This window comes from Amycolatopsis sp. NPDC051106 (genome assembly GCF_040682775.1).
GTDB lineage: Bacteria > Actinomycetota > Actinomycetes > Mycobacteriales > Pseudonocardiaceae > Amycolatopsis.
In genome coordinates, this window is record NZ_JBFBBQ010000020.1 from 75,844 (window position 1) to 87,487 (window position 11,644).

Genomic DNA, 11,644 nt, shown 5'->3' on the forward strand with positions numbered 1-11,644 from the left:
CGTCCGCTTCGCCCGTGGCCGCCGGCCGCGTGGCTGTCAAGCGCCCGCGCGGCGGGTGCGGGGACGGCGGGTGCGGTATGCGATCGGCTCCGAGGCGGGCCAGGTCGACGGGATGCGATGGCAGCGTGCGCCGCGCGTCACGAGGGATCGCTGAGGAAGTTCCTCCTCGGTGAGCCCGCGTGTTCGTGCGCTCCGGTGATCCCCGACCAGCCACGAACCCACCCAGGAGCACATCGCCATGAACCACGGCTTCTTCTTCCCGGCCGCGCCGGGAACCCCGCCCACCGCCGAGGGCTACTTCGGCGCCTTCGGCGGCCAGTTCGTCCCGCAGGCGCTCGTCGCCGCGATCGACGAGGTCGCCGCCGAATACGAACGGGCCAAAGCGGATCCCGCCTTCATCGCCCGGTTCGAGGACCTGCTCGCCCACTACGTCGGGCGCCCCAGCGCGCTCACCGAAGTGCCGCGCTTCGCCGAACACGCGGGCGGCGCCCGCGTTTTCCTCAAGCGCGAAGACCTCAACCACACCGGCTCGCACAAGGTCAACAACGCGCTCGGCCAGGCACTGCTCGCCCAGCGGATGGGCAAGACCCGCGTCATCGCCGAGACCGGCGCCGGCTCGCACGGCGTGGCCACCGCCACCGCGTGCGCGCTCACCGGCCTCGCCTGCACCGTCTACATGGGAGAGACGGACATGCGGCGCCAGGCGGTCAACGTGGCGCGGATGGAACTGCTCGGCGCCGAGGTCGTCCCGGTGACGTCCGGCTCCCGGACCCTCAAGGACGCCATCAACGAGACGTTCCGCGACTGGGTCGCCCGCGTCGAGGACACGCACTACCTGTTCGGCACCGTCGCCGGGCCGCACCCGTTCCCGGCCATGATCCGCGACTTCCAGCGCGTCATCGGCGTCGAAGCGCGCCGGCAGCTCCTGGAGCGCACCGGTCGGCTGCCCGACGCCGCCATCGCCTGCGTCGGCGGCGGGTCCAACGCGATCGGCCTGTTCCACGCCTTCCTCGACGACCCCGGCGTGCGCCTCGTCGGCTGCGAAGCCGCCGGCCACGGGGTGCGCAGCGGGAAGCACGCGGCGTCGCTGTCGGCGGGCGAACCGGGTGTGCTGCACGGCTCGCGCTCCTACGTCCTGCAGGACGACGAAGGCCAGATCCTCGAAGCCTGGTCGATCTCGGCCGGGCTCGACTACCCCGGCGTCGGCCCGGAGCACGCGCACCTGCACGACTCCGGCCGCGCCGGCTACCGCCCGGTCACCGACGACGAGGCCATGCACGCGTTCCGCCTGCTCGCCGTCACCGAGGGCATCGTCCCCGCGATCGAAAGCGCGCACGCGCTCGCCGGAGCCGTGCAGGTCGGCGCCGAACTCGGCCCGGACGCCCTCCTCCTGGTGAACCTCTCCGGCCGCGGGGACAAGGACCTGGACACCGCCTCCGTCCACTTCGGACTGGAGGGTGCGCGATGAGCCTGCGGCTGCTCACCGAAACGCTCGCCCGGACGAAGCGAGCCGGCCGGGCCGCGCTCATCGCGTACCTGCCGGCCGGGTTCCCCACCGTCGACGGCGGGATCGCCGCGCTCCGGGCCACGCTCGACGCCGGCGCGGACATCGTCGAAGTCGGCCTGCCCCACAGCGACCCGGTGCTGGACGGCCCGGTCATCCAGACGGCCGACGACCTCGCGCTGCGAGGCGGGATCCGGATCGCCGGCGTCCTGCGCACGGTCCGCGAAGTCCACGCCGACACGGGCAAACCGGTGCTGGTGATGTCGTACTGGAACCCGGTGTCCCGCTACGGCGCCGAGCGGTTCGCCCGCGAGCTGGCCGCGGCCGGCGGCGCGGGCTGCGTCCTGCCGGACCTGCCGGTGGCGGAGTCCGCGTCGTGGCGCCGGCAGGCCGCGGCGCACGGACTGGCCACGGTGTTCGTCGTCGCACCGAGCAGCACGGACGCGCAGCTGGCGGAAACCGCCGCGGCGGGCACGGGGTTCGTCTACGCGGCCGCGCTGATGGGCGTCACGGGGACGCGGGCGTCGGTCGACGAGGCGGCCGGGGTCCTGACACGCCGCCTCCGCGCGGTCACGGAGCTGCCGGTCTGCGTCGGCATGGGGATCGCGGACGCGGGCCAGGCCACCGAGGTCGCCGGGTTCGCGGACGGCGTGATCGTGGGGTCGGCGCTCGTGGAGACGCTCCTCGAAGCACGCGACCCGGCGGCGGGAACGGCCGCGCTCGAGCGGCTCACGAAGCGGCTCGCGGCCGGAGTGCGCCGGGCCTGACGGGTGCCGGGCCGCGCCACGCCGGTGCGGCCCGGTACCGGTCGTCGGAGCTGGACTCGGCGGGCGCCGGTTCGCCGGTCGAGGCCGGCACGGCGATCGTGCGGCGCACCGCCATCGGTGGGACCAGCGGACCGTCGCCGTTGCTGCTGGACCGGTCGGGTGAGCCGATCGGGCGGGGTGCGCTGGAGTACCTGGTGAAGTCGTGTCGCCAGGGGCGGAGTGCGACCCCGCCCGCGTTGCGGAGCGGACCAGGTCCCTGTCCTCCGGAAGGGGATCGCGCGCGACCGGGGAGTTGATCAAAGTTCCTGCGGTACGGTGGAATCCGGCTTTCCGAAGGGGGCGGGGTCACCGTTGGGCCGTGCCGGAACCACCGCGGGATCTCCGCGCACCGCCGCTGCCGACCGTGCCGGGAACCTCGTCGCGCTGAGCCGGCTGGCGGCCGGAACCGGTGCGGTCGAAGAGATTCTCGGCTGGCTCGCCGGGCGCACCGGCGGGACCGTGGCTCTGCTCGGCAGCGACGGCAGCGTCGTGGCCGGGGCGCCGGGGCGGCCACTCCCCCGGCCCACGGTCCTGGCCGCGGCCGCCACCGAGGTGGCCCGCATGCACCGGCGCGGGACTTCCTCGGCCGTTCTCGGCCGTGAGCCGGACACCGTCGACCTTCTCCGGCTCGGCACGGAGACCGGCACGTTCCTGCTGGTCTCGGGATCGGAAGACCGCCGGCACGGTGTCCTGCTCGCCGACGCCGCCCGCGTCCTGGACCTGTGCTGGCGGCTCCAGGAGGCCGAACGGACCAGCCGGCGGGTCACCTCGGCCATGGCGCACGGCCGCGAAGCCGTGCTCCACCTGCTCATGGCCGGCAGCCTGGCCGCGGCCCGGCGGATCGCCGCGACGCTGGGACCCCGCCTGCCCGACCGGTCGCGGGTGTACGTCGTGGAATGCCCGGCCGGCCGGCGTCACCACGTCGCGGACCGGATCGAGCGGTTCGCCGGGCGACGGGCGTGGATCGTGCCCTGCCCCGTGCACCCCCACCACCTCATCGCGCTCGTGCCGCCCGGGCGCGGTGCCGCCCTGGACCGGGTGATCGCCGAAACCGTCCCCGAGGCGCGCGTCGGCGCGAGTGACGAGCTCCCGCTGAGCGACACCGCGATCGGCTACGAGCAGGCCTTCCACGCCCTCGCGGTGGCCCGCGGCGTGCCCGGCCGGTACGCCCGGTTCGACCGGCACACCGACCTCACCCCGCTCGTCGACGGCGTCGGACACGCCTGGGCCGCCGGGTTCCTGGCGCCCTGCCTGTCCCACACCCCGGCCCGGCGCGCCGACCCCGGCGCCGAAGAGCTCCTCGCCACCCTGTACTCCTGGCTCACCTTCGACAACGGCGCGAACCGCCACCTCAAGATCCACCGCAACACGCTCTCGGCCCGCCTGCACCTGCTCGACGGCCTGCTCGGCGTGGACCTGACCCGGGTGTCCGACCAGTCGGCCGCCTGGCTGGCGCTGCGGCTGCACTCCGCCCCTCGCGCCACCCCCACCGCACCGGACGCGACCGTCACCCTCGATCGGCTGCTGGCCACCCCGGCGGCGAAAGTCTGGGCGCGGTCCCGCCTCCGTCCCCTCGAGCATGCCGGCCCGCCGGCCGGCCTCGAGACGCTCCGAGCCTGGCTGCGCGCCGACACCCGGCTGCCCGCGACCGCCGCCGCGCTCGGCATCTCCGCTCCGGCCGTGCGCAAGCGGCTGGCCCGGATCGAGCAGGCGCTCGGCCGTTCCCTGCTGCACGCGCCCAGCGCCAAACACGAACTCTGGCTCGCCATGCGGGCCACCGGTTCGCTGTGCCCCGGGTAGGTTCGCGAGCCGTGGTCCTCGTCGATGGGAAGGACACACCATGAATCCCGAGCCGAGTGCGGATCGCCGCCGGCAAGCACTCCAGGACCACGTCCGGCAGCTGGCGGAATGCGCCCGCGCGGCGGGTGCGGACGCGGCGGTGCCGACCTGCCCCGGCTGGACCGTGACCAGCCTGGTCGAGCACGTCGGCCAGACCCTGCACTGGGTGTCCGAAATCGTCGAACGCCGCATCACCGACCCCGCCGGGCTGCCGGCCGGGGTCGCCGAGCTGCCCGCCGACCCCGTGACCTGGCCGGCGTGGCTGTCCGGCGCCGCCACCCGTGCGGCCGGGGCCTGCTCCGGTGCGGCGCTGGCGGCCCCGGTGTTCAACGCCGCCGGCGACGACCGGACCGGTGCGCGGTTCTGGCTCGACAGCCTGCTCAACGAGGCGGTCGTGCACGGCTTCGACGCGGCCGCGACCGCCGGCCACGATCACGACGTGGACACCGACGTCGCCGCGGCGCTCATCACCAACCACCTGGCCATGCTCACCTCGCCGACCTGGACGGCCCGGCGCCCGGACTCCGTGGCCGCGCTGCGGGGCACCGGCCAGACCCTGCTCTGGCGTGCCACCGGCGACCCCGGCCTCGAATGGCGCGTCGAACGCCACCCCGGCGGTGCGCGCCGGCAGCCCGGCGGCGGCACCGCCGACGTGATCGTCCAGGGCCCGGCGAAGAGACCGGCCACGTCACCATCGACGGTGACGCCGAGCTCGCCCGGCACTGGGTCGAGCACACCGCCCACGTCGCGGGCTGACGGCGTCACCCCGCTTCACCGGGCACCGGGAAACCGCCGCGGCCGCTCACTGTGCACTCTGTGACTCGCCTCGTCGCGCGGCGAGCGGCTACCGTCGGGACCCGGTAACCGGGGAAGGTCGACGCTCGCCGGCCGGCCTGGGGGTGCGGCCGGAGAGCGTTCACCGGCAGCGCCGGGGTCTCCGCGGCCGTACGCTGGTGACGGCGTGAGCCGCTGAGCCGAGGAGACACCGTGGACCAGCAGGGCCTGGCGACCGTCCCGAGCAAGTGGCCGGTGGACGCGACCGTCGAACGGCTCGAGCGGGCCATCACCGCCGCCGGGCTCGTCGTGTTCGCCCGGGTCGACCACGCCCGCAACGCGCACGAGATCGACCTGGCCCTGCGGCCCACGTTCCTGCTCATCTTCGGCAACCCGCGCGGCGGCACCCAGCTGATGCAGGAGAACCAGGTCGCCGGCCTCGACCTGCCGCTGAAGTTCCTCGTCTGGGAGGATGAGGACGGCCGGGCGTGGGTGACCTACACCGAGGTCGGCTGGATCGCGCGGCGCCACGGCCTTTCCCCGGCGACGGCCGGCGTCGTCACGGCGACCGCCTCCGCCGTCGAGCGCTTGGCGCGCCAGGCGACCCAGGACTGACGGTCACGCCGTCGCGCGCCGGAGCACCAGCCACGCCGCGCCGCCGAGCGCCAAGGCGAACGCCAGCGGATAGACGGTGTACAGCGCGAACGACGGCTGGCCGCCGAAGAAGTCGCCGATCGCGGGCCACCAGCTCCGCTGCGACACCAGGATCTTGGTCCCGGCGAGCAGCGCGACGGCACCGGCGAGGGCGAGGTAGATCCCCGTCTGCCGCCAGCGCTGGAACACCACGCCCGCCAGCACCCCGATCGCGGACACCGCGACCAGCGGTCCACTGTAGACGAACCACAGCGCGGCCGGGCCGTGCGAACCCAGCACTTCCAGCCCGAAGATCTGCGCGTCCCGGCCCCAGCCGCCGGTCGAGCGCTCGGCGACGTCCAGCGCCACCATCGCGAGCCCGAGGACCAGGGCCTGGCCGAGGACGACCAGCGCGGTGGCCGCGGCGAACGTCCGGCGGGTCACGCCGAGCCCCAGCGCGAAGGGGAACACCTGCGTCATCGACTGCAGGTGCGCCGGCGCGACCACCCCCCACACCGCCGGCAGCAGGTAGATCTCGTGCGCGCCGAGCGCGCCTTCGCCGTTGGAGACGTCGATGCCCCAGCCCAGCAGCGGCAGCAGGGCCAGCAACCCCAGCGGATAGGCGAGCAGGACCGGCCAGTGGACCAGCTGGATCCGCGCGACGTCGAGCACGCGTGTCATCAGGATTCCTTCCCGGCGGCGACCGGCCCGCCGCGGCCTTGGGTGGTGCGGACGACCAGCTGCTGCAACGAAACCGGCTCGAAGTCCAGGCCGGGCTCGTACCGGTCCCGCGCGCCGGTGAGGGTGACGCGCAGGGAGCCGCCGATCCGCTCGCGGTGCAGTTCCCGGTGGCCGGCGGCGAAGCGCTCGACGGCCTCGGCGGGCCCGGTCACCGCGACGGCCTCGCCGCGCAGCGACTCCGCGTCGGTGTCGAGCAGCACCCGGCCGCAGTCGAGCAGCACGACGTGCTCGATGAGGGTGTCGACCTCGTCGATCAGGTGCGTGGAGAGCACGATCGTGCGCGGGTGCTCGGCGAAGTCGGCCAGCAGCCGGTCGTAGAACAGCTGACGCGCGACGGCGTCGAGGCCGAGGTAAGGCTCGTCGAACAGGGTCAGCGGGGCCCGCGAAGCGAGCCCGATGACCACCCCGACCGCCGAGAGCTGACCGCGCGAGAGCCGGCCGATCCGGCCGCCGGCCGGGACGGCGAAGTCCGCCAGCAGCTCCGCGGCGTAGGCGTCGTCCCAGTCCGGGTAGAGCAGTTCGGCGGCCCGCAGCGCGTGCTTCACGCGGAACTTCTCCGGGTAGTGCTGGCTTTCCTTGATGAAGCAGACCCGCGAAAGCACGTCGGCGTTCTCGTACGGGTGCTGCCCGAAAACCTCCACCGTGCCCCCGGTCGCGAAGGCCTGCCCGGTGAGGATCCGCATCAGCGTGGTCTTGCCGGCGCCGTTGCGGCCGAGCAGGCCGTGGATCGTGTTCCCGGCGAGCTCCACGCTCACCCCGTCGAGCGCGGCGAGCGGGCCGTAGCGCTTCGTCACCCCGGTCGTGCGCACCACGTTCATCGCTGCGGCTCCCAGACGTCGATCAGCTTCTTGATCTCCTCGGCGTCCATGCCGAGCTTGCCCGCCTCCGCCATCAGCGGGGCGAGGAACTGCCGCGTGAAGTCCCGCCGCCGCCGCTCCAGCAGCTGCGCGCGGGCGTCCGTCGCGACGAACATGCCGATGCCTCGTCTCTTGTAGAGGATCCCGTCCGCGACGAGCTGGTTGATGCCCTTGGCCGCGGTCGCCGGGTTGATCCGGTGGAAGGCCGCGAGCTCGTTGGTGGAGGGCACCTGCGTGTCCGCGGCCAGGCTGCCGTCGACGATCGAGTTCTCGATCCACTCGGCGATCTGCAGGAACAGCGGCCGTCCGTCGTCCTTCACGCCGACCACCGCGCGGGACGGTTCGTCGGTTCATTACTCATGTAGCTAACCATGGAGCCTCCGCCAGCCGCTGTCAAGGCCGGGACCGCACCCCGTCTTCACGACGTCCCGAGCGCGTCGCCGTAACAATCCCCGTCTGGCGGCGACCTGGATACGGCAAGCCGACACGAAGGGGACGTGATGCGAGTTCTGGTGGTGGCCGGGGTGGCCGGTCTGCTGTCGTTGACCCTCACCACGCCGGCGCGGGCTGTCGGCGTGCCGGAACAGTGGTCGGCCGGCCCGTTCACCGCGCAGGTCGCCGTCATGGCCGGGGACGTCGACGGCGACGGCAAGGACGACCTCGTCAGCTACAACACCTACCTGTACGGGTGCTACGTGAAGCTGTCGACCGGTTCGGCCTTCCAGGCGCAGCAGAACTGGGGCGCGGGCAACTTCCTGAGCACCGGCTTCAACGGCAACGCGAACTTCGTCGGCGATGTGGACAACGACGGGCGCGCGGACGCCATCGCGGTCCGGCGGCCCACGGCTTCGACCCCGCGCGGCATCTTCGTGGCGCGGTCGATCATCGACTACTACGGCGTCGAACGGTTCGGGACGCCCACGCAGTGGCTGAACAACACGATCGCCGGCGACTACGGGAACCTGGCGGCGGACCTGGACGGTGACGGGGACACGGACGTGATCGGCCTGTTCGACGTGGCCACCCTCGCGGCCCGGTCGAACGGCACCTCGACGCTGCCCCTGACGGCGTGGGCTCCGCCGATCCGCGGCGAGAAGGCCACGCTGGCGGCGGACGCGACCGGCGACGGCAAGGCCGACTTCATCCTCGTCGACGCGGGCGGCACGAGAGTGGTGCCGGGAAACGCCAACCGCTGGTTCGACACCCCGGCGCAGTGGTCGGCGATGCCCTTTTACGGCACCAGGAAGACCCTGACCGCGGACATCGACGCCGACGGGGACGCGGACCTCATCGCCGTCGGCGACACGGATGTGCGGGTGATGCGCTCCACCGGCGCGGGCTACGCCGCGCCCGAGCTGTGGTACGCCGACGCGTTCGCCGGCACGAAGGAGACCCTGACGGCGGACGTGGACGGCGACGGGGACGCGGACCTGGTCGCGGTGAACGACAACGACGTCTGGGTGCTGCGCTCGCAGTAGATCCGCTTCGCCGGCCCAGGCCGCCCGCGCAGCGCGGGCGGCCCGCCGGGTGTCTCGTCGCTCAGCCCGTCAAATCGCCTTCCCGCTCGTTGCGTCCGGCGTAGTGGGCCAGCTTCTCCTCGTCCACCGTCACGCCCAGCCCCGGCCCGGACGGCACCCGCAGCCGGCCGGCCGTGAGCTCCAGTGGCTCGACGATGTCGTCCGCGTGCAGGTAGTACATGCTGTCGATCGCCCGCGACAGCACCGGCGTGCTCGCCACCACCGCCAGGTGCGCCGCCGTCGCGATGCCGAGCTCGCCGCCGCTGTGCAGGTTCATCCCGAGGCCGAACGTCTCGCAGTGCGCGGCCAGCGCCTTCGTCGCCGCGATCCCGCCCCACTTGTAGACGTCCCCGTGGATCACGTCGACCGCGCCGAGGCGGACCGCCGGCGCGAACTCCTCGAAGCGGACCACGCACATGTTGGTGCACAACGGGATCCGGACCCTCGCCCGTACCTGGGCCATCCCCTCGATGCCGACGCAGGGGTCTTCGAGGTACTCCAGGTCCAGCTCCTCCAGCGCCAGCCCGGCGCGGATCGAGTCGGGCACCGACCACGCCGCGTTCGGGTCGACGCGCAGCTCGACGTCCGGGAGGGCCCGCCGCAGCTCGCGCATGATCGCGACGTCGCCGCGGACGTCGGTGGTGCCCTTGAGCTTCACCGCCGTGAACCCGCCCCGCGCGACCACCTTCGCCGCGTGTTCGGCGATCCCCTGGGCCAGTTCGCGGCCCGTCGCGCCGGGGGCGTCGGCGCGCGTGACGAGCGCCGTGATCGGCACGTCGTCGCGGACGCGGCCGCCGAGCAGGTCGGTCACGGACTGGCCGGTGACGTGCCCCATCAGGTCCCAGCACGCGACGTCGAGGGCGGCCAGCGCCGCGTAGCCGAGGTAGCCGTGGAAGAACGGCACCATGTGGTGACGCCGGTGGAACGCCTCGAGCGCGAACGGGCTCCGCCCCACCAGCTCCGCGCCGAGCTTGCGGACCAACTCGGCGACCGGGCGGCCCCACATGGTCTCGCCCCAGCCGGTCACGCCGGTGTCGGTGCGCAGCCGCACCACCGTGCGGGTCTCGCCCGTCTTGGTCTCGAACGAGCTGGTGAACGGGTTGGTCAACGGCAGGTTCACGACCCAGGCGTCGACTTCGGTGATCTTCATGCCTCCCCTTCGGCGTGGGTTGCGCGGGTGGCCGCGTCGAACGCGCGGATCGCGCCGGCGAGGGCGGTCACCCGGTTTTCGAGCAGGCCGGCGCCACCTTCGGCGGTCGCGCCGGTGGCGTCGTCGGTGCTGCCGCCCACGCGGGCCCATTCGCCGTGGCGTTCGGCGGTCAGGCCCGGGTACGGCGGTTCGGCGAACAGCGGCGGCGGCACCACTTCGGGCCGCGGCTCGGGCGGGCGGACCAGGTCCGCGTGCGCCGCGAGCATCAGCGACGTCTCGTAGTGCCCCGCGTGCCCGGGTGAGCCGCTGTGTTCGCCGAGCGAGAAGTAGGAGCACGCCCCGAGCGCGACGTCGGCGCGGAGCGCGTACTCCTTGACCGCCAGGCGCATGATCTCGTCGTTGCCGCCGTGGCCGTTGACCAAGAGAACGCGCCGGAACCCGCTGGTGGCCAGCGAGTCCAGGACGTCGGCGAGCACGGCCCGCAGCGTCGCCGCGCGCAGCGACACCGCCGCGGCGAACAGGTGGTGCGGGCTGTGGCCGAACGGCAGCGCGGGCAGCCGCACCACGGCCGGCTCGCCGCCGAGGCGCTCGAGCGCCCGGTCGGTGACCGCCTCGGCGAGCATCGTGTCGGTGCCCATCGGCAGGTGGCCGGCGTGCTGTTCCTGCGAACCGATCGGCAGCACGGCGATCGCCGTCCGCGCCGCCGAGCGCACCTCCCGCCAGGTCATCCGCGTCAGTTCGGGCATCTGGTCTCCCCTCTCGCTCCCGGTCGTGGCATCGTGACTCCCATGAGCACCGGCGAACGCCCGGCCCTGCGGCTGGTTCCGGCGCCGGCCGCGACCGAGGCCGGCGGGCCGCTGCTGGGTGCCGTCGAGCTGCTGCCCGGCCGGGTCCGGGCGGCACTGGTCGAGCTGTCCGGCGCGGTCGTGTGGCGCGCGGAGGCGACGTACCCGCGCGGCACGGCGGACCGGGCCGAGATCGACACGGCCCTGGCCGCGGTCGCGCGGTTCCCCACCCGGCCGGTCGGCGTCGGCGTGGCGGCGGCCGGGCTGGTCGACGCCGGGGCGGGCGTGATCATCGAAGTCAACGAAGTGCCCGCGCTGCACGGTTATCCGGTCGCGGCTGTGCTGTCCACTGTGGCCGGTGTGCCGGTCCACGTCGAACACCGGGCGCGGCTGCAGGTCCTGGGCGACCGCTGGTTCGGCGAAGGCCGCGGCCGCACCGCGTTCGCGTCCGTCTCCACCGGCGAGGTGCTGGGCGTGGGGATCCTGTACGGCGGCGAGGTGCTGGCCCCGCCGGGCGGCCGCAGCGGCGCGCACATGACGGTCGCCGCGAGCGGGCGCCCCTGCACGTGCGGCGCGCGGGGCTGCTGGAAGACCGTCGCGACGACACCGTGGCTGCGCGCCGAGGCCGACCGGCGCGGCCTGCCGGCGCGCTCGGTGCGCGAGCTGGCCGGGCACCCCCTGCTCGACGAGTACGCCGCCAACATCGCGCTCGGGCTGGTGAACATCCAGCAGTTGTTCGCGCCGGGCCTGTTCGTGCTGCACGGCGAGGCCGCCGACGGCGGCGAGCGCTTCCGGTCGCGCATCGAGGAGCGGCTGCGGGAGGACTCGTCGTGGGCGAGCGGAGCGGAGCCGCCCCGGGTGGTGGTCAGCCCGGGCCCGGCCGACGACGTCGCCCTCCTCGGCGGCGCCGGGCTCGTGCTCTCGCACCACTGACCCGCTCACCCGGCCGCTCGTCGACGAGCCCGACACGGAACCACCGCGCCCGACAAACCGCCCGCGTACCCACAGACCGGGCTCGCACTCCCCCACCACCGACCC

At 73.9% G+C, this 11,644-nt stretch carries 12 protein-coding genes; 7 read left to right on the forward strand and 5 right to left on the reverse strand.

Translation table 11 applies throughout. From position 1 onward, the window contains the following. The first annotated feature begins 238 nt into the window (after positions 1-238). The 5 genes from trpB (at position 239) to AB0M83_RS17940 (ending at position 5,538) form a co-directional block, all read left to right on the forward strand. Positions 239-1,468, forward strand: a complete 1,230-nt coding sequence (trpB, locus tag AB0M83_RS17920) for a tryptophan synthase subunit beta (RefSeq protein WP_364518270.1) — start codon at positions 239-241, stop codon at positions 1,466-1,468. Continuing rightward, entirely contained in the window at positions 1,465-2,271 is an 807-nt protein-coding gene (trpA, locus tag AB0M83_RS17925; RefSeq protein WP_364518272.1) for a tryptophan synthase subunit alpha, read from the forward strand. Before trpB ends, trpA begins: the two co-directional genes overlap by 4 nt. Positions 2,272-2,622: 351 nt before the next feature. Then, on the forward strand, positions 2,623-4,110 hold the full coding sequence (locus AB0M83_RS17930; RefSeq protein WP_364518274.1) for a helix-turn-helix domain-containing protein: 1,488 nt from the start codon (positions 2,623-2,625) through the stop codon (positions 4,108-4,110). 40 nt (positions 4,111-4,150) lie between these two features. Beyond that, positions 4,151-4,969 (forward strand): maleylpyruvate isomerase N-terminal domain-containing protein, encoded by an 819-nt coding sequence (locus tag AB0M83_RS17935; RefSeq protein ID WP_364518276.1) that lies wholly within the window; start codon positions 4,151-4,153, stop codon positions 4,967-4,969. Positions 4,970-5,136: 167 nt separating this feature from the next. Continuing rightward, the gene (locus tag AB0M83_RS17940; RefSeq protein WP_364518278.1) at positions 5,137-5,538 is read left to right on the forward strand and encodes a DUF302 domain-containing protein; all 402 of its coding nucleotides are present in this window, start codon (positions 5,137-5,139) and stop codon (positions 5,536-5,538) included. A gap of 3 nt (positions 5,539-5,541) precedes the next feature. Here the strand turns inward: AB0M83_RS17940 and AB0M83_RS17945 are convergent, their stop codons facing one another. From AB0M83_RS17945 to AB0M83_RS17955, 3 genes are read right to left on the reverse strand one after another with little or no spacing between them, the layout of a single operon-like run. Then, positions 5,542-6,237 carry a hypothetical protein gene (locus AB0M83_RS17945; protein WP_364518280.1) on the reverse strand — a complete coding sequence of 232 codons (696 nt, stop codon included), beginning with the start codon at positions 6,235-6,237 and terminating at the stop codon, positions 5,542-5,544. Next, positions 6,237-7,115, reverse strand: a complete 879-nt coding sequence (locus AB0M83_RS17950; protein ID WP_364518282.1) for an ABC transporter ATP-binding protein — start codon at positions 7,113-7,115, stop codon at positions 6,237-6,239. Before AB0M83_RS17950 ends, AB0M83_RS17945 begins: the two co-directional genes overlap by 1 nt. Next, on the reverse strand, positions 7,112-7,483 hold the full coding sequence (locus tag AB0M83_RS17955; RefSeq protein WP_364518284.1) for a GntR family transcriptional regulator: 372 nt from the start codon (positions 7,481-7,483) through the stop codon (positions 7,112-7,114). The genes AB0M83_RS17950 and AB0M83_RS17955 overlap by 4 nt, the downstream gene beginning before the upstream one ends. A gap of 171 nt (positions 7,484-7,654) precedes the next feature. On the opposite strand from AB0M83_RS17955, the gene AB0M83_RS17960 reads away from it, so the two are divergent. Continuing rightward, positions 7,655-8,632: a VCBS repeat-containing protein gene (locus tag AB0M83_RS17960; protein ID WP_364518286.1), complete on the forward strand. Its 978-nt coding sequence runs from the start codon at positions 7,655-7,657 to the stop codon at positions 8,630-8,632. 61 nt (positions 8,633-8,693) lie between these two features. On the opposite strand, the gene AB0M83_RS17965 is transcribed toward AB0M83_RS17960, so the two are convergent. Both AB0M83_RS17965 and AB0M83_RS17970 read right to left on the reverse strand, forming a co-directional pair. Further along, positions 8,694-9,821, reverse strand: coding sequence for an enolase C-terminal domain-like protein (locus tag AB0M83_RS17965; RefSeq protein ID WP_364518288.1), 1,128 nt, complete (start codon positions 9,819-9,821; stop codon positions 8,694-8,696). Next, entirely contained in the window at positions 9,818-10,567 is a 750-nt protein-coding gene (locus tag AB0M83_RS17970) for a creatininase family protein (RefSeq protein ID WP_364518290.1), read from the reverse strand. The genes AB0M83_RS17965 and AB0M83_RS17970 overlap by 4 nt, the downstream gene beginning before the upstream one ends. A gap of 42 nt (positions 10,568-10,609) precedes the next feature. On the opposite strand from AB0M83_RS17970, the gene AB0M83_RS17975 reads away from it, so the two are divergent. Then, on the forward strand, positions 10,610-11,539 hold the full coding sequence (locus AB0M83_RS17975; RefSeq protein ID WP_364518292.1) for an ROK family protein: 930 nt from the start codon (positions 10,610-10,612) through the stop codon (positions 11,537-11,539). The last annotated feature ends 105 nt before the right edge of the window (positions 11,540-11,644 follow it).